Origin of the sequence: Dokdonella sp. (assembly GCF_039926425.1) — a bacterium.
In the GTDB taxonomy this organism is placed as follows: domain Bacteria; phylum Pseudomonadota; class Gammaproteobacteria; order Xanthomonadales; family Rhodanobacteraceae; genus Dokdonella_A.
Map to the genome: position 1 here is coordinate 1 of NZ_JBDSWZ010000237.1, position 16,803 is coordinate 16,803.

General features: G+C 62.9%; 16 protein-coding genes. 11 read left to right on the forward strand and 5 right to left on the reverse strand.

Annotated features, from left to right (window positions below):
- The 3 genes from ABIV12_RS13575 to ABIV12_RS13585 all read left to right on the forward strand — a co-directional run.
- Window positions 1–639 (forward strand): cytochrome c1 (locus ABIV12_RS13575; RefSeq protein ID WP_348060176.1); only part of this gene is annotated, 639 nt, incomplete at its 5' end.
- Window positions 640–818: 179 nt separating this feature from the next.
- The gene (locus tag ABIV12_RS13580; protein ID WP_348060178.1) at window positions 819–1,445 is read left to right on the forward strand and encodes a glutathione S-transferase N-terminal domain-containing protein; all 627 of its coding nucleotides are present in this window, start codon (window positions 819–821) and stop codon (window positions 1,443–1,445) included.
- A 52-nt stretch (window positions 1,446–1,497) separates the two neighbouring features.
- Window positions 1,498–1,890 carry a ClpXP protease specificity-enhancing factor gene (locus tag ABIV12_RS13585; protein ID WP_348060180.1) on the forward strand — a complete coding sequence of 131 codons (393 nt, stop codon included), beginning with the start codon at window positions 1,498–1,500 and terminating at the stop codon, window positions 1,888–1,890.
- 162 nt (window positions 1,891–2,052) lie between these two features.
- Here the strand turns inward: ABIV12_RS13585 and ABIV12_RS13590 are convergent, their stop codons facing one another.
- Entirely contained in the window at window positions 2,053–2,433 is a 381-nt protein-coding gene (locus tag ABIV12_RS13590) for a DUF3301 domain-containing protein (RefSeq protein ID WP_348060182.1), read from the reverse strand.
- Between the two features lie 156 nt (window positions 2,434–2,589).
- Here ABIV12_RS13590 and ABIV12_RS13595 point away from each other — a divergent pair, with 156 nt between their 5' ends.
- Entirely contained in the window at window positions 2,590–3,390 is an 801-nt protein-coding gene (locus tag ABIV12_RS13595; RefSeq protein WP_348060186.1) for an FHA domain-containing protein, read from the forward strand.
- Window positions 3,391–3,423: 33 nt separating this feature from the next.
- Here ABIV12_RS13595 and nadC read toward each other — a convergent pair whose 3' ends face one another.
- The 3 genes from nadC to ABIV12_RS13610 all read right to left on the reverse strand — a co-directional run bounded on the left by nadC (window position 3,424) and on the right by ABIV12_RS13610 (window position 7,123).
- Window positions 3,424–4,281 (reverse strand): carboxylating nicotinate-nucleotide diphosphorylase, encoded by an 858-nt coding sequence (nadC, locus tag ABIV12_RS13600; protein ID WP_348060208.1) that lies wholly within the window; start codon window positions 4,279–4,281, stop codon window positions 3,424–3,426.
- 65 nt (window positions 4,282–4,346) lie between these two features.
- Window positions 4,347–6,725, reverse strand: a complete 2,379-nt coding sequence (locus tag ABIV12_RS13605; protein ID WP_348060188.1) for a DUF1631 domain-containing protein — start codon at window positions 6,723–6,725, stop codon at window positions 4,347–4,349.
- Window positions 6,726–6,853: 128 nt separating this feature from the next.
- Entirely contained in the window at window positions 6,854–7,123 is a 270-nt protein-coding gene (locus ABIV12_RS13610; RefSeq protein WP_348060190.1) for a Trm112 family protein, read from the reverse strand.
- 72 nt (window positions 7,124–7,195) lie between these two features.
- On the opposite strand from ABIV12_RS13610, the gene purE reads away from it, so the two are divergent.
- Together purE and ABIV12_RS13620 are read left to right on the forward strand one after the other, a co-directional pair.
- Window positions 7,196–7,708 (forward strand): 5-(carboxyamino)imidazole ribonucleotide mutase, encoded by a 513-nt coding sequence (gene purE, locus ABIV12_RS13615; RefSeq protein WP_348060192.1) that lies wholly within the window; start codon window positions 7,196–7,198, stop codon window positions 7,706–7,708.
- A 127-nt stretch (window positions 7,709–7,835) separates the two neighbouring features.
- A complete protein-coding gene (locus tag ABIV12_RS13620) occupies window positions 7,836–8,966 on the forward strand; it encodes a 5-(carboxyamino)imidazole ribonucleotide synthase (RefSeq protein ID WP_348060194.1) in 1,131 nt (376 codons plus the stop codon).
- Window positions 8,967–9,043: 77 nt separating this feature from the next.
- On the opposite strand, the gene ABIV12_RS13625 is transcribed toward ABIV12_RS13620, so the two are convergent.
- On the reverse strand, window positions 9,044–9,622 hold the full coding sequence (locus ABIV12_RS13625) for a Fe-Mn family superoxide dismutase (RefSeq protein WP_348060196.1): 579 nt from the start codon (window positions 9,620–9,622) through the stop codon (window positions 9,044–9,046).
- 201 nt (window positions 9,623–9,823) lie between these two features.
- Here ABIV12_RS13625 and grxD point away from each other — a divergent pair, with 201 nt between their 5' ends.
- The 5 genes from grxD to ABIV12_RS13650 all read left to right on the forward strand — a co-directional run.
- Entirely contained in the window at window positions 9,824–10,141 is a 318-nt protein-coding gene (grxD, locus tag ABIV12_RS13630) for a Grx4 family monothiol glutaredoxin (RefSeq protein ID WP_348060198.1), read from the forward strand.
- Window positions 10,142–10,143: 2 nt separating this feature from the next.
- Complete coding sequence (locus ABIV12_RS13635) at window positions 10,144–10,920, forward strand: SDR family NAD(P)-dependent oxidoreductase (protein ID WP_348060200.1); 777 nt, start codon at window positions 10,144–10,146, stop codon at window positions 10,918–10,920.
- 46 nt (window positions 10,921–10,966) lie between these two features.
- A complete protein-coding gene (locus ABIV12_RS13640) occupies window positions 10,967–11,566 on the forward strand; it encodes a MarC family protein (RefSeq protein ID WP_348060202.1) in 600 nt (199 codons plus the stop codon).
- Window positions 11,567–11,699: 133 nt separating this feature from the next.
- Window positions 11,700–13,427 (forward strand): lysophospholipid acyltransferase family protein, encoded by a 1,728-nt coding sequence (locus ABIV12_RS13645; RefSeq protein ID WP_348060204.1) that lies wholly within the window; start codon window positions 11,700–11,702, stop codon window positions 13,425–13,427.
- Window positions 13,428–13,646: 219 nt separating this feature from the next.
- Window positions 13,647–16,803: TonB-dependent receptor (locus ABIV12_RS13650; RefSeq protein ID WP_348060206.1), on the forward strand; the 3,157-nt coding region annotated here is incomplete at its 3' end.

Consider the following 16,803-nt stretch of genomic DNA (forward strand, 5'->3'; position numbering starts at 1 on the left):
CGCCTCGACGACGTGGCGTCGATGCAACGCGGCGCGCGCCTGTTCTTCAACTACTGCTCGGGCTGCCACTCCCTTGAGTACATGCGCTATTCGCGCATCGCTGAGGACCTGCAGCTCGATCCGAAAGACGTCGAGAAGAATTTCGTGTTCACCGGCGGCAAGATCGGCGATCACGCGATCAGTCACATGCCGGCGGAACAGGCGGCCGCCTGGTTTGGCAAGGCTCCGCCGGACCTGTCGCTGGAAGCGCGTGCCAAGGGCTCGGACTGGATCTACAACTACCTCAAATCGTTCTATCTCGATCCTTCGCGCCCGCTCGGCTGGAACAATACGGTGTTCCCGAACGTGTCGATGCCCAACCCCCTGTGGCAGTTGCAAGGCCAGCAGATCGCTCACATGAAGCCGGCCGAGGCGGGGCACGATCCCGAAGTCGAAAAGCTCGAGCTGAAGATTCCGGGCAGCCAGACCGCCGCGGAGTTCGACCGCACCGCGCGCGATCTGAGCGCGTTCCTGCAGTATGTCGGGGAGCCGGCGGCACTCAAGCGTGAGGCGATGGGCGTGTGGGTACTGCTGTATCTCGCATTGTTCACCTTCATCGCGTACCTGCTGAAGCTGGAGTTCTGGAAAGACGTGCACTGAGGGCATGACTGGCCGGCTGATTTGCGAGAACCAGCCGGCCATCGCGCCATCCGGTCTTCCGGAGGCCTGCTTCAAGGTGCCATTCCGCGCTCGTGAGCCACGCCTAGTCGAGCGAGGGCCGCGCGTAGTACATTGCTGCGTCAGGGGTGCGCCCCGACCAGGGTGGAGGGGAATCCAGAATGGCATTGAACCAGCGCTCGCGTACGGTACTCACGCTGTATTCCGCGCGCGATTGTGTGCACTGTCACCGGGTCCGGATGGCGCTCGCTGCCAAGGGCGTCACGTACGACCATATCCTGGTCGACCTCGACAATCCGCCCGAGGACCTGCTCGATCTGAATCCGTACAACTCGGTACCGACCCTGGTCGATCGTGATCTCGTGCTCTACGACACCTCGGTGATCTGCGAGTACCTGGACGAGCGCTATCCGCATCCGCCACTGATGCCAGTCGATCCGCTGTCGCGGGCGCGCCTGAGGCTGGCGATCGTGCGTGTCGAGAACGACTGGCTGACGCTGGTCGACGACATCGAGGCCGGCGGCAAGCCGGCCGAGGTTGCAAAAAAGGCGCTGCGCGACGACCTCGTGAAAAACGCGTCGGCGTTCAAGGCGTCAAAATTCTTCCTGAGTCCAGAAATCAGCCTGGCCGATTGCGCTCTTGCGCCACTTGTCTGGCGTCTCGACTCGCTCGGCGTGCAGCTGCCCCGAGACGCCCAGGCGATCATCGACTACGGCGAGCGGATTTTTCGCAGCCAGGGGTTTGCGCGCAGTCTCACCCCCGAAGAAAAAACGTTGCACCCGTCATGACGCGTGCTTTTGCAGATGGCGGACGGATCCCTCGATTCCGCGGGGAACGGCCATGTCGCCCAATGCGATGACGTCCAACCGCCCGTACCTGCTGCGGGCGCTTTACGAGTGGATCAGCGACAACGATCTCACGCCGCATCTCCTGGTGGACGCGTCGGGGGACGGCGTCCGCGTACCTCCGGGAGTTGCAAAGGATGGTCGCGTCGTCCTCAACATCGCGTCGCAAGCGGTGACGCAGTTCGACATCGCGAACGACAGCGTGCGTTTTCTTGCTCGCTTTGGCGGTGTCAGTCAGGCAATCCACGTACCGATGGCAGCCGTTCTCGCAGTCTACGCGCAGGAAAATGGCCAAGGAATGATGTTCTCGGCGGAAAACGCGCCGACCGAACCGACGCCACCACCCGAAGAAACCCCCAAACGCCCCCATCTTCGCGTCATCAAGTGAGTTCAGGATGAACTCATCCCCTGCAGGCCATGGACGGCCGGCGACAGGGGATCCAGAACAAGTCCGAACTCATCCCCTGCAGGCCATGGATGGCCGGCGACAGGGGATCCGGAACAAGTCCGAACTCATCCCCTGCAGGCAACGCATAGTGCGTCGCGATGACTAATGGACGTCGCGCTCATCGGTGATGGCATCGGTGCGCACGAGGCGCAGATGATTCGGACGGGGCGACGCGTCCTCGCGATGGACCAGTGGCAGACTCCACGCTTCGAGACGCTGGCCGCCGAGATCGAGATGCCCGCGATGGCGATCGCTGCCGTCGACACTTACCTCGAATCCGTAGCGGCGCAGCAGGGTCGGCATGCCGTCCCGAAGACCGATACTCATCCGCTTCAGCGAGACGCTCTGATCGAGCCACTGCACTCCCGCTTCACGGCACAGTTCAAGGCCGGCCTGAATCGCGCGTTCGCGCGCATTGAGCGCGTCCATCCACGCCCAGATCAGGGTAGCGATTGCCAGCAGTGTGATCCAGGTCGCGGTCATCGCCACAGTGTGGGGATCGTTCATCATCCTGACAAGGGACCGAGTTCGATGCCGCCGTCAAAACTTCCTCGGACACCGATGGGGTGCTTCCACGAACCCGATCCAGCAAGGTTACAATCGCCGCAGGCCGGCGCTGTCGGCGCATGAGGGGGTTCGATGAAACTGGTCTTTCCTGGCGGCGAACATGCTCCGGTCGACCTTGCCGAAGGCACGACCATCATCGGCACCGATGCCGGGTGCGATATCGTGGTCGGCGGAGCCGGAATCGCGCCGCGTCACTGTGAAATCGGCCTGACCGCGGGTGTCGCCGTGGTGCATGCTCTGGACTCCGCACCGACCGTTCTCAACGGCCGGCAGATCGAAGGCGAAACGGCGGTGAAGGAGGGCGATCTCCTTCTGTTCGGCCGGGTGGGCTGCCAGGTGAACGCCAGCGACCGGAAGGCCGCGACACCGGAGCCGAGTGCACGTGCGGCACCGGAAGACGACGGACGCACGCGCGTACGCAGCGCGTTGCCGCGATTCCTGTTGCGCGGAGTCTCCGGTGCAACGTTCGGCAAGACCTTCGCGGTGACCGACAATGCGGTGATCGGTCGTCAGCCCGACTGTGATATCCCTGTGCCCGCTGAAGAAGTATCGCGCAACCATGCGCGTCTCAAGGTGACACCGGACGGTGTCCGTGTCGAAGACATGGGTTCGGCGAACGGGACGTACATCAACGGCAAGCGCGTCGAGAGCGGGCTACTGAAGCCCGGCGAGGAACTGCGGCTGGACACCGTCCGGTTTCTGCTGGTGACGCCGGGTATGGATGCCAAACAGCAATCGGCGGGCGCGCGAGTGGAGCCGCCGCCGCCGGCGGCGACGGACAAAGGCAGTTCGCCAACGCTGTGGATCGTGATTGGCGTCGTCGCCGTCGCGCTGGTGGCCTTCGCCGTTCTGCATTCGATGGGCAAAATCTGAAAAATCGGTGATGCGGGCGGCGCGACTGTCGCCTCAGGAGTCGATCAACTCGACACGCATCGAAAGATCGATCGCCCGCACATGCTTGGTGAGGGCGCCAATCGAAATGTAGTCGACGCCCGTCTCCGCGATCGCGCGGATACGATCGAGCGCCACCGAACCGGACACTTCGAGCGGTATGCGACCGCCCACTTCGGACACGGCCTGGGCCAGCTCGTGCAACTCGAACTCGTCGAGCATGATCCGATCCGCGCCGGCGGCGATTGCCTCGCGAAGCTCGGTGAAGTTCTCGACCTCGGTTTCGACCAGAAGATCCGGATGCAGGGCGCGGGCGCGCTGCACGGCGGCTCCGATCGAACCGGCCGACGCGATGTGGTTTTCCTTGATCAGCACCGCATCGAACAGTCCCGTGCGGTGATTGCTGCCACCACCGACGCGCACCGCGTATTTCTGCGCGAGGCGCAATCCGGGCAGCGTCTTGCGCGTGTCGAGGATCGTGGTGCGCGTTCCGCGCGCAGCCTCCACGTAGGTCGATGTGACCGTCGCAGTGCCCGAGAGCGCCTGCAGGAAATTGAGCGCTGAGCGTTCCGCCGTGACCAGCGTGCGCGCCAGGCCTTCGAGGCGGCACAACACGGCGCCTGCGGCGACACGTTCACCTTCCTCGGCGACCCAGTCGATCTGCGTATCCGGGTCGAGCTGATGGAAGCATTCCGCGAACCAGGCTTGCCCGCACAGAATCGCCGATTCGCGCGTGATCACGCGTCCACGTGCGCGAGCAACCGGCGACAACAGCAGCGCCGTCACGTCTCCGCTACCGATGTCCTCCTCGAGCGCGCGCTGCACGTCGCGCACGATCGTCTCGTGCGGAGGTTGAACGAAGACCGGCGTCATCACGTGCGAACCACTCCCTGGCAATGGGGGAGGCGCAGGATAGCAAGATCGCGCAATCGTCCGACTCAGGTGGCGGCTGGCGCAACAGGGCCCACCGGTGCTGTCGATTCCGCCTCGTCGCTGGCGTGGCGCAGGCGGGCGACGATCGCATCGAGCGCGCGATCGAACAGTGGCACTTCCTCAAGCACCGTCGCCGTGCCGAGGCGCAACTCGGACGCGAGCATTGCTACAGTCTTGTCGCAGACCTTGAGGCCCCGGCGATTGACGAACAGATATTTCGCGCTGATCGGACTGATCCATGACAGCTTGGCGCGCTCGCGGTTGTCGCCCGCATCGACGAACTCGATCCACGTACCGACCTTGAGTTCGCGCACAGCGCGCACGTGCTCGTCATTTTCTTCGAGGACGTCGGCCGCCGTGTCCTCCACGCTGCCGGCATTCAGCACGGCTTCCTCAACGGGACTTTGCGTCACGACCGCCGCCGGTTCCGGGGAACCAGAGCCGTCTGCGTCAACGGCGGCCGGTCCGGCGTTGCCCTCGATCACTTCCTGAGCAGTCTTGGTCTCGACCTTCTGACCATCAAGCAGGCGCCGATAGAACTGCGACAGCTCCTGCATCAACTGCTTCACATCGCTTTCGTGATAGGCGACCGTGGTCAGCCCATGCCGAAGCGCTTTCTCCAGTTGAGGTAGAAGCGCGCGCAGTCGCGTGTGTTCGCTTTCGTTGGTCTTCGGTTGAGCGCTCCAAACGAATTCGTCGGCAAAACGCAGTGCGTTGCGCCACTCGTCCGAACCCTCGCCCTGCCGCAGCAAGGTCAGCACGAGGTAATTCGCCCAAGGGCGCGACAGCACCGTGTGGACGATTGGCGGCAGGTTGCGCCCGTCGATTCGCTTGAGGATTTCGCGCGCCGAGGTGCGGCGCGCCTCCTGCAGTTTTTCGCGCCCGCGCGTCGCTTCCGCGGCGCGTTGCTCTGCGAGTTCCGCGCGCTTGTGGTGCTGGTCGACGAAGTCGGTGAATCCAGCGAGCTCGCGTTCGAACACGCCGACGTCATCGTCGAAATCCCGCAAGACCGTTTCGACTGCCGCTTTGATACGTCCGTAGAGACGCTGGTCGCGGTCCGATTCCTCCGACCAGCTCTTGCCAGCCTCAGCCAGCGCATCGAGCAGGCGCCGCGCCGGGTGCGACTTCTGCGCGAACAGGTGTTTGTCCAGAATTGCGACTTTCAGATAAGGAATCTGCAGCCGACCGAACAGGGCCTGCATCTGCGCCGGCAGATTGCGGTCCTGCAGGATGTATTCGAACAGCATGCCGACGAGATCGATCGTGTCTTCGTCGGCGTTGGAGACGCGACGCTCCTTCGTATCGTCTGAAAGCCGGCTGACCTGATCGAGCAGTTCGCGCTTGATCTGCTGCACGGCCTGCGCGGCATCGGAAACGCTGTCGGCCTTGGCCTGCATCGCGATCGACTGGCTCTGCAGGATCGTCAGCGCACTCAGAAGGTCAGTGGGACTAAGACCCGGCAGGCCGATGCCGCCACCGCCCGAATCGCCGCCGCCGTTTGCGTAGTTTTCGCCGGCATGGCGGTTTGCCATCAGCGAACGAACGGTGTTGTAGATTTCCGCCTGCAACGCGTTTGCCGCGGGATCGTAGTAGGTGGGCGCCGAATGTCCGGAGTGCCCCATGCCATGCGAAGTGCGCGGATCGAGACCGGCGGGCGGTGGCGGCCGATCGCCATGCGGCATCGAGTGCCGGATCTGCGGAAGCACACCCGCGCGCACGAGCTCGGAATTGACCTCCTCGTAGATTGGATCGAGCGCGGCCATCACATAGCGGTCGAACAGCTTGTAGATGATCAGCTTGACCTGGACGTTGACGTCGAATTCGAGAATCGAGTAGCGGAACGCATTGCCGAGAACCGCAGGCCCGATCGGATTGTTCGCGTCCTCGACCTTGCCGCCGCCAATCAGAACCGCAAGACGAAGATTGACCGGGTAGAGCGATCGCTGCAGCCGGTTTTCCGCCTTGGCCACCATGCTGGTGACGGCGAGCGACTCCTCAAGCTCGACGTCGTCGACGAGCGAGAGGCCGGCGCTGCCTTGCGGTGCGACTTCGGATTTCGCGGGTTTCAGCTTTCCGTCGGCGAACTCACTGAACGCCTTGGTCGCATGTTCCTGGAACAGTCGCTCGACCAGCTGCCGCTTCTTGCGCACTTCCCGCATGCCATCGAAGAATTCAGTCTGAATCGCATTGCTGCCCGCGCGTTCGGCCAGGTCGAACAACGCATCGTCGACGTTCTCGAACAGAGTACCCACGAGGCCATTGATGCGCTTGAGCGAAATCCCGCGCACCAGTTTGAGAAGATCGCCGAGACGATCCGCGCCGCTGCCGAGGTTTTGGCGCGATGGCAGATCGACGACGTTGGGGGTGTCTTTTGCGGCGGTCATGGATGGTTCCGTGGATCCCGTGGCACAGCGGCTTCGGATCGACCGACCGTGCGCCATCATAAGATGGACAGCTCTTCAGAATGTGACCGTGGTCACGGGGCCATTGCGCGGTGCAAATCGCTTCAGTTTCAAGCGTTCGGGAAATCGGTCAACTGCGATGTGGCGATGGCTTCGTCTGCGAGCATCACAGGGATGTCGTCGTCGATGCGGTAGACCGTGCGGCCATCGCGGGTGATCAAGCCGTTCGCGACGGGCTGCGAGACCCGTGCGCCACCGCCGTTGATGACGCTGTCGCCGAGAATGCCCTGATTGAGAGCAGCACGCTCCGTGTCAGTCATGATCCGCAGGGGCAAACGAGTGGTCGGGCAGCAGAGAATGTCGAGCAGGCGCTTGTCCATTGGGGCACCGGGTGCGGCCGGCAGGTGCGCGGCGGAATACGCGTACAATAACGATTTAACGACTCGACGGCCATGACAGAGCCTGCAACTGGACAGCCGCGGATCGGCGTCGTGATGGGCTCCCAGTCCGACTGGGAGACCATGCGCCACACGGCCGAAACGCTGGACAAGCTTGGTATCGCGCACGAGACGCGGGTCGTTTCCGCACACCGCACGCCCGACCTGCTGTTCGACTATGCCCGCAACGCGGTCAGCCGCGGGCTTGTCGCGATCATCGCCGGTGCGGGCGGAGCAGCGCACCTGCCTGGGATGCTCGCGGCAAAGACGCGCTTGCCGATCCTCGGCGTGCCGGTCCAGTCGCATGCGTTGAACGGGCTCGATTCGCTGCTTTCAATCGTGCAGATGCCTGCCGGCATACCGGTGGCCACGCTGGCCATCGGTCGCGCCGGCGCGGTGAATGCGGCGTTGCTCGCAGCGGCGATTCTTGCGACGGCCGATGCGGAACTGGCAGTGCGTCTGGACGCGTTTCGACAGGCGCAGACCGATGCCGTCATGGCCAACCCGATTCCCGGGGAAGCGGCGTGAGTGCGCTCGTTCCACGCTGATTTCGCATGTCTCCCATCCGCTGCTGCGACGTCGCTTGCGGCACGCGCGGAACTTGATGCAGCACCCTTTCCGATGAATTTTCGATAATGTTCGAGAGATGCTATCCATGCAGACCGTAGGCATCCTCGGCGGCGGACAACTGGCACGCATGCTGGCGCTGGCCGGTGCCCCGCTGGGGCTGCGCTTTCTCGTTGTCGACAGTGCGATCGAAGCCTGCGCAAGTCAGGTGGCACCGCTGGTGCGGGCCGACTGGCGCGACTTCGATGCGCTGGCCGATTTTGCCCGTCGCATCGATGTGGCGACTTTCGATTTCGAGAACGTGCCGGCCGAAACAGCGCAGTGGCTGGCCGGGCGCACCCGGGTATTTCCCAATCCCGGCGCACTTGCGGTGTCGCAGGATCGTCTCGCCGAGAAACTGCTGTTTCGCGATGTGGGGCTCGGCACGCCTGCATTCGCCACCGTCGACAGCCGGGCGGATCTGGAAGCAGCGATCAACACGGTTGGACTTCCATGCGTCCTCAAGACGCGTCGACTCGGCTACGACGGCAAGGGCCAGCGCGTCCTTCGTTCGCGTGCCGACGCGGATTCGGCTTGGCAGCTGCTCGGCAGTTCGCCTCTCATCCTGGAGGCATTCATTCCCTTCACGCGGGAGGTGTCGGTGATCGGTGTGCGGTCGCGCAGCGGTGAATTCCGCCACTATCCACTCACACGCAACTGGCATGTCGACGGCATTCTTTCCGTGAGCTTAGCGCCCGCGCCCGACGCGACCGCGCTGGAGCACGCGGCGATCGCACATGCGCGCGCCATCGCCGAGCGCCTCGACTACGTCGGTGCGTTCGCATTGGAACTGTTCGACGTTGATGGGCAACTGCTCGGCAACGAAATTGCGCCGCGTGTTCACAACTCCGGTCACTGGACCATCGAAGGCGCGGTGTGCAGCCAGTTCGAAAACCATCTGCGCGCGGTCCTCGATCTGCCGCTCGGCGACACGTCAGCGCGCGGCGTCAGCGTCATGTTGAACTGGGTTGGGGCATTGCCTGAGGCCGCAGCGATCCTGCGCGAAGCCGGCGCGCATTGGCACGACTACGGCAAGGATTCACGTGCAGGCCGCAAGGTCGGCCACGCGACCGTGTGTGCCGACGAAGACGCCACGTTGAGACTTCGCCTCGAATCGGTGGGCCAGGCCCTCGGTCGCGAATGGCAGGTCGCGCCAGCAATTGAGGCGCTGACTCAATGAAGCACGCGCTCTGAGTCGGCGAGCACGGCGACCGTGCGTCCACACGCACCGGCCGAATGCCGGTGCGTGCAAAACGGTCAAGCCATCTGCTCTGCTGCAAAGTCCCAGTTGACCAGATTCCAGAATGCTTCCAGATACTTCGGACGCGCGTTCCGGTAGTCGATGTAGTACGCGTGCTCCCACACGTCACAGGTCAGCAGCGGGAGATCAGCGCCGGTGATCGGCGTGCCTGCGTTCGACGTGCTGGCGAGGGCAAGCCCGCCATCGGGACGCTGCACCAGCCAACCCCAGCCGGAACCGAACGTGCCGACGCTGGTCTTGGTGAATTCTTCCTTGAACTGCGCGAAGCCGCCAAACGCCTTGTTGATCGCATCGGCAAGACGACCGGAGGGTTCACCACCGCCGTTGGGCTTGAGGCAATTCCAGTAGAAGGTGTGGTTCCACACCTGCGCGGCGTTGTTGAACATGCCGCCACTCGCCTTCTTGATGATGTCCTCGAGCGCCATCTTCTCGAACTCGGTACCGGCGATCTGGTTGTTGAGATTGGTCACATAGGTCTGGTGGTGCTTGCCGTAGTGGTAATCGATGGTCTCTGCGGAGATGTGCGGAGCGAGCGCGTCGCGCGCCCAGGGAAGCGGTGGAAGTTCGATCGCCATGAGACTGTCCTTGCCGATGGGGTAGGGGCCGGGAAGTCTATCAGCATGGCCAAAATGCATGCCCTGCATGCGAGAAAGCCGTTTCCTGCGGTTCACACTGGGCTGCGGCGTTCCGCCAGTTCGCCGATGGGCCAGCGTCGACCCTGCTAAACTCGCGCCCTTCCGCGAATCCCCGCAGCGGCGCAACGCAACAGGTCATCTATGGACGTCATCGAACGTATCAAGGGCACTCTGGAATCGAACTCGATCGTGCTTTTCATGAAGGGCACGCCGCAGTTTCCGATGTGTGGTTTTTCCAGCCGCACGTCGCAGGCATTGAAAGCCGTTGGCGCCAGTTACCACTCGGTCAACGTGCTGGAAGATCCCGAAGTGCGCGCAAACCTTCCGCGCTATTCGAATTGGCCGACGTTTCCCCAGCTTTTCATCAACGGCGAGCTGATCGGCGGTTGCGACATCGCGATCGAGTTGTACGAATCGGGCGAGCTGGAGCGGCTCGTCCAGGATACGCAGAAGGCCTGAGCATGCTCGAGTCGGCGCGGCTGGCGGACGGCTTCACGGCGTCCGCGGATGGGTGTTTGCGCGATCGCGTCGTGCTTGTCACAGGCGCCACCGGAGGGCTTGGGCGCGCGGTGTCGCTTGCCGCGGCGAGCGCAGGCGCATCGGTCGTGCTGCTCGGCCGCAAGGTGCGCGCGCTGGAATCGCTGTACGACGACATCGTCGAATCGGGAGCGCCGACGCCTGCAATCTATCCGATGGATCTGGCAGGCGCGACGGCGAGAGACCATGCGGAACTGGCGTCCTCGGTCGAACGCGAGTTCAGTGCTTTGCACGGGCTCGTTCACGCCGCAGCGCAGTTCGATTCGCTGCAGCCTTTCGAGCAACAGACAGCCGAAGAATGGGCGCGCACCCAGCAGGTCAACGTGACGGCTCCATTTCTGTTGACCCAGGCTTGCGTGTCACTCATGCGTCGCTCGGACGATGCCGCCATCGTGTTCGTCTTCGACGACCCTGCGCGGGTCGGAAAAGCGTTCTGGGGTGGCTACGGCGTCGCCAAGCACGCGGTGCAGGGTCTCGCATCGATCGTGCATCAGGAAACGGAATCTTCCGGCGTGCGGACCCATGCGATATTGCCCGGCCCGATGCGCACCGCCCTGCGTCGGGCCGCTTATTACGGAGAAAACACGATGGAGCATCCGGATCCGGCATTTGCCGCGGGTGCGATCGTGCATCTGCTCGGCGCAACCGCGGGTCCCCTGCGCGGCAAAGTGCTCGACTTGCGCGAATCGCAGCGGTCGTGAACGGCCACATCGTGAATCGCAACCTGGAGGCGTCATGGAGCACGCGATGAGCACGGTGTCCGCGGGAATCCTGCTGTTCCTGATCCTCGATCCGCTCGGCAACATCCCGCTGTTCATGGGGCTGCTGAAAGCCGTCGCGCCCGAACGCCGACGCTTCGTGCTCGCGCGCGAGCTGCTGATCGCGCTGGTGGTTCTCTTCGCGTTCCTGTTTTGCGGGCAGTACATGCTGGCATTGCTGCAGCTCAAGCAGCAGTCGGTCAGCATCGCCGGCGGCATCGTCCTCTTCATCATCGGTTTGCGGATGATCTTTCCGCCGAAGGACGGCATCTTCGGCAACGACGGACATGGCGAACCGTTCATCGTGCCGATGGCGATACCCGGCGTGGCAGGCCCGTCGGCGATGGCAGCGGTGATGCTGATTGCCAACAGCAATCCCGGACGCACCGTTGACTGGAGCGTCGCGCTGTTTGTCGCGTGGCTCGCGACCGCGTTTATCCTGATGTCTGCAACGTACCTGTTCCGCTGGCTCGGCGAGAGCGTTCTCACGGCGATCGAACGGCTGACCGGCATGCTGCTTGTCGCGCTGTCGGTGCAGATGTTCCTGGACGGCATCGTTGCATACGTGAAAATCGCCGGCCTGTCGTGATGCCCTGACGTGGTGGTCGCACGGCGGTAGACTGAAAGACACGGTCCCAGTGGCAGGTCTTTCGACAGACGGTCCCGCACCAATTTGTAACAAGCACGCGCTAGCGTGTCTGCGCCATCATCCGAGGTGCGCCTTGATCAGCGTCGAACACAGTTTCTACGAACGGTTTCCACGCTTCTCGTCCGGCAAGGCGCGCACCCTGTCGCAGCCGCTTGTCGGCTGGCTGCGCAGGATCGTCTGTGAGGAACGCATCAATGCGACGCTCGAATACGGCGGCGAGAGCACCGGATTCGAATTCGTCGAGCGCGTGCTCGAATACCTGAAAATCAGCTACAGCGTCGCCAATACCGATCGCGAGAATATTCCGGTTGAAGGACGGGTGGTGATCGTCGCCAACCATCCGCTCGGCGCCCTCGACGCCCTCGCGTTGATCAACCTGGTCGGCTCGGTGCGCCGCGACGTGAAGATCCTCGCAAATGACGTGTTGATGAAACTCGAACCGCTGGCGCCGCTGCTGCTTCCGCTGCCGGTTTTCGGCAACGGCAACGCGATTGGCGGCGCGCGCGAGGCATTCCGCGCTCTTGATCGCGACGAAGCAGTGATCGTGTTTCCGGCAGGCGAGGTGTCGCGCATGCGTACCAAGGGTGTGCGTGATTCCCGCTGGTCGTCCGGATTCGTGCGAATGGCGCTCAAGACCGATGCGCCCGTATTGCCGGTGCATATCAGTGCGCAGAATTCGCCGATGTTCTACGGCGTGTCGATGCTGGCCAAGCCGCTGTCGTCGTTGCTGCTTCCGCGCGAAATCTTCCAGGCCGAGCGCGCGCGCATCGGCTTCCAGGTTGGCGAAATCATCGCGCCGGCCGCCCTCACGAGTGCGTCCACGAAACCCGAGCAGATTGCCCAGGACATGCGCCAGCACGTCTATCGGCTGCCGCGTCGACGTCCGACGGTGTTCCCGACATCGGCCGCAGTGGCGCATCCGGAATCGCCGTTGCGCGTTCGCGCGGCATTGCGCGAAGCGACGCGACTCGGTCAGACCAACGACGGCAAGCAGATCCTGCTGCTGGTGCCGAAGGCGGATTGTCCGGCGCTGCGCGAGATCGGACGTCTGCGCGAGCTGGCTTTCCGACGCGTGGGTGAGGGTACGGGCGCGCGCCGCGATCTCGATCGTTACGATGCCTACTACCGGCATCTGGTGCTGTGGGACGAACCGGCGCTGGCCATCGTCGGCGCGTATCGGCTCGGCGAGGCAGGGCCGATCATGCAGGAGCGCGGCATCGCGGGTCTGTATTCCTCAAGCCTGTTCGAGTACGCGCCCGCGGCGGACGACTTTCTCCCACAATCGGTCGAACTTGGACGCAGTTTCGTCCAGCCGGCCTATTGGGGATCACGCAGCCTCGACTATCTGTGGCAGGGCATCGGCGCCTACCTGCGCAGTCAGCCCCAGCTCCGCTACCTCATCGGTCCGGTCAGCCTGAGCGCCACCATCGCGCCGGAAGCGCGCGAATGGATCGTCCACTACCACCGGCACTATTTCTGCGACAACGAACGGTTGGCACGCGCGCGCAACCCGTTTGTCATCTCCGAGGCGATCGAAACCGCTGCCAACGCAGCGTGGGCCGACAAGTCGACGACTGAAGGACTGGCGGTGCTGAAGGAACGATTGACCTCGCTCGGCGCTCAGCTGCCGGTTCTGTATCGCCAGTATGCCGACCTGTGTGAGCCATCCGGAGTCCGCTTTCTCGCCTTCGGCGTCGATCCGGCCTTCGGCGGGTGCGTCGACGGGTTGGTTCGCCTCGACCTGCACCAGTTGCGCCCGCAGAAGCGGGCGCGCTATGTCGACACGTCCAGGAATGCGTGACGCGGCGCACCAAATGACCCTCGGATGTTACAAATCCGTCATCTTCTCGGGTTAAACTCGCGTTAATCGTTCTCGGGTATCCGGTCGCTCGCAGCGCCGGCGCCCGATCGGGGAAGTCGCACCAAACCGTCGTCGAATGCGCCCTGCAACTACCGGCGCGGCCGGCTTGCCACGGTTCGGATCTTCGCAAATCCATCCAATGTGATGAAGGGCTACGCAATGAACAAGCAACTTCGCATGCACCTGCTGCCGTGGGTGATCGCCTCATTCTTCGCGGCGTCCTCGTCGTTCGCGCAGAACACCTCGTCGTCGTTGAGCGGCCGCATTGTCGACGCTGCTGGCCAGCCGGTGGCCGGTGCGACTGTTGAAATCATCCACGTGCCGTCGGGCACATCGCGCACCGTGCTGACCGACCCGAACGGTCGCTACAGCGTGCAGGGTCTGCGCGTCGGCGGTCCGTTCGAGGTCAAGGCGTCCGGCGACCGCGGTGAAAGCGTCGACCAGCCGGACGTGTATCTCAAGCTTGCCGAAGAAACCACACTGAACCTCACTGTCGCCGCGAGCAGTGCAACCACGCTCGAAGGATTGACGGTCACTGCCTCCGCTCCAGGCGCGACCTTCCAGGCCGACAACAAGGGGCTGAGCACCAACATTTCCAAGCGCGAACTGGCGGTGCTGCCGAATCCCGGCCGCTCGATCCAGGACATTGCGCGCCTCGATCCGAACGTCAACATCACGAACAAGGGCCGCGGCGAGATCTCCGCGCTCGGTCAGAACAGCCGCTACAACAACATCACCATCGACGGCGTGCCGACCAACGACTCGTTCGGTTTGCAGGCCAACGGACTGCCCGGCATCAACCAGCCGCTGTCGTTCGACGCGATCGAGGAATACAGCATCTCGACCGCGAACTACGATGTGACGAACAAGCGCGCAGTCGGCGCCAACATCAACATCGTCACGAAGAGCGGAACCAACGATTTCCACGGTGACGTGTATTACGCCTACACCAACGCCAAGGATCTCACCAGCGACGAGCCGAACGACTTCAAGGGCTACGACGCGAAGAAAACCTTCGGCGCCACGGTTGGCGGCCCGATCATCAAGGACACGCTGTTCTTCTTCCTGAGCTACGAAGAAGCGAAGACGCTTGCGCCGGGTCCGGATTACGGTCCGCTCGGTTCAGGCGCTGGCAACGTCGTCAATATCACGCAGGATCAGCTCAACTCGATCATCGACATTGCCAACCAGCAGGGCCTGACACCCGGTAGCCTCAGCGCCTCGAGCGCGAACCAGGACAACAAGCTCTACCTCGCGAAGATCGACTGGAACATCTCCGATGGCCATCGCGCCAGCTTCCGCTACAACCGCACCAAGAGCAGCCAGCCGACCCTGGGCGGGTTCAGCCCGAGTGCGTTGTCGCTGTCGAGCTACTACTACAACAACAATTTCGATTTCAAGAACTACGCGCTGAACCTGTACGACGACTGGACCGACACCTTCTCCACCGAAGCGTCGTTTTCGTACGCGACCTACGATTCGGTGCCGACCACGCTGGCCAACCAGCCGCAGGTCACCGTGCGCCTCGGACCCGACAACTCGAACACCAGCGTGAATCTCGGTGAAGAGCAGTTCCGCCACTACAACGTGCTCGGCGTCAAAACGTACACCGGCTTCTTCGCGGGCAGCTGGTTCCTCGGTGACCACACGGTCAAGGCCGGCGCCGACTTCCAGCGCGACAAGTACTTCAATCTGTTCGGACGTACCGAATTCGGTGCATACACGTTCAACAGCATTGCCGACTTCGCTGCCGGCAATTATTCGAGCTACAGCCTGTATCGGCCGGCCAACGGCGACATCAACAGCATCGCTGCGAACTACACATTTGACCAGACCGGCTTCTTCCTGCAGGACACCTGGCAGGTCACCCCGCAGCTGTCGCTGCAATACGGCCTGCGCTGGGACATTCCATCCCTCAACGACACGCCGCAGTACAACGCACGGTTCCAGAACGCATTCGGCTACTCGAACACCGGAAGCGTTGACGGCAACAGCGTGATCGAGCCGCGTGCGTCGTTCAACTACACATTTGATACCGACCTGAAGACGCAGCTGCGTGGCGGAATCGGCATCACCGAAGGCGTGACGCCGGGCGTCTGGCAGGCCAATCCGTTCACCAACAACGGCTTGACGCTGCAGACCTTCAGTTGCGGTCCAGGCACCGGATTCAATTCCGACCCGTACACGCAGCAGCCGCCGACGACGGGCTGCGGAACGGGTGCGCAGCAGACCGTCGATACTGTCGACAACAACTTCAAGCTGCCGACTGCGTTCAAGTGGAGCCTCGCGTTCGATCGCGAATTGCCGTGGTTGGGCGTCATCGCGTCGATCGAGTACGCGCACGTCGGCGTTCGCGATGCGATCCAGTACAACGCAATCAACCTGGGGCCGGGCAATGGCTTCCTTCCGGACGGCCGCATCAACTATTACGGCAATACGAATCCGGCGCTCTGGCTCAACAGCGCCGGCAATCCGCTCGGTGCGTCGAACCCGTCCAACTACAATGCCAACCAGCGGGCGGGCGCCAACCCGGCGTTCGGTGGTTCGTCCACCCTGCTCACCAACACCGGCAAGGGCGAAGCAAATTACCTGACGCTGTCGCTGCAGAAGAGCTACTCGGACACGTGGTTCGGGACGACCTCGCTGACCTTCGGTCGCGCCACCGAGGTGAACCCCGGCACGTCGAGCCAGGCATTCAGCAACTACACCGGTCGTGCGACGTACAACCCCAACGAAGACGTTGCGCGCCGTTCCAACTACGACATCAAGGCGCGTCTGCTGTCGTCGCTCACGTGGCAGCACAAGTTCTTCGGTGACTACGTCAGCAGCGTTTCCGGCGTGTACAACGGATACACCGGTCAGCCCTACACGTGGACCTTCAACAACGACGCGAACGGCGATGGCATTGCCCGCAACGACGTGTTCTACGTGCCGAACGTCGGTGACGTCGACTTCACGCCGGGGACTTCGCAGGCACAGATCGACCAGTTCTACTCGACCATCCGCGGCAACGATTACCTGCGCAACCATCAGGGTGGCGTGGTTTCCCGCAACGGGTCGACCTCGCCCTGGATCAACCAGATCGACCTCAGCCTGCGTCAGGAGGTTCCGGGCCTGTTTGCCGACAACAAGGGCGAGATCCGCTTCGACTTCTTCAACATCGGCAATCTGATCAACAAGAAGTGGGGACAGATCTACAACCCGAACTTTCCGTACACACGCTCTCTCGCGAACTTCGCTGGCGTGGATCCCGTCACCGGCCGTTATGTGTACAACCTGACCACGCCCGGTTCCTCGCAGTATGCGAAGCAGGACG

Coding starts and splice junctions, on each gene's coding strand:
- ABIV12_RS13580 (WP_348060178.1), top strand. CDS start 819: ATGGCATTGAACCAGCGCTCGCGTACGGTACTCACGCTGTATTCCGCG.
- ABIV12_RS13585 (WP_348060180.1), top strand. CDS start 1,498: ATGTCGCCCAATGCGATGACGTCCAACCGCCCGTACCTGCTGCGGGCG.
- ABIV12_RS13590 (WP_348060182.1), bottom strand. CDS start 2,433: ATGACCGCGACCTGGATCACACTGCTGGCAATCGCTACCCTGATCTGG.
- ABIV12_RS13595 (WP_348060186.1), top strand. CDS start 2,590: ATGAAACTGGTCTTTCCTGGCGGCGAACATGCTCCGGTCGACCTTGCC.
- nadC (WP_348060208.1), bottom strand. CDS start 4,281: ATGACGCCGGTCTTCGTTCAACCTCCGCACGAGACGATCGTGCGCGAC.
- ABIV12_RS13605 (WP_348060188.1), bottom strand. CDS start 6,725: ATGACCGCCGCAAAAGACACCCCCAACGTCGTCGATCTGCCATCGCGC.
- ABIV12_RS13610 (WP_348060190.1), bottom strand. CDS start 7,123: ATGGACAAGCGCCTGCTCGACATTCTCTGCTGCCCGACCACTCGTTTG.
- purE (WP_348060192.1), top strand. CDS start 7,196: ATGACAGAGCCTGCAACTGGACAGCCGCGGATCGGCGTCGTGATGGGC.
- ABIV12_RS13620 (WP_348060194.1), top strand. CDS start 7,836: ATGCAGACCGTAGGCATCCTCGGCGGCGGACAACTGGCACGCATGCTG.
- ABIV12_RS13625 (WP_348060196.1), bottom strand. CDS start 9,622: ATGGCGATCGAACTTCCACCGCTTCCCTGGGCGCGCGACGCGCTCGCT.
- grxD (WP_348060198.1), top strand. CDS start 9,824: ATGGACGTCATCGAACGTATCAAGGGCACTCTGGAATCGAACTCGATC.
- ABIV12_RS13635 (WP_348060200.1), top strand. CDS start 10,144: ATGCTCGAGTCGGCGCGGCTGGCGGACGGCTTCACGGCGTCCGCGGAT.
- ABIV12_RS13640 (WP_348060202.1), top strand. CDS start 10,967: ATGAGCACGGTGTCCGCGGGAATCCTGCTGTTCCTGATCCTCGATCCG.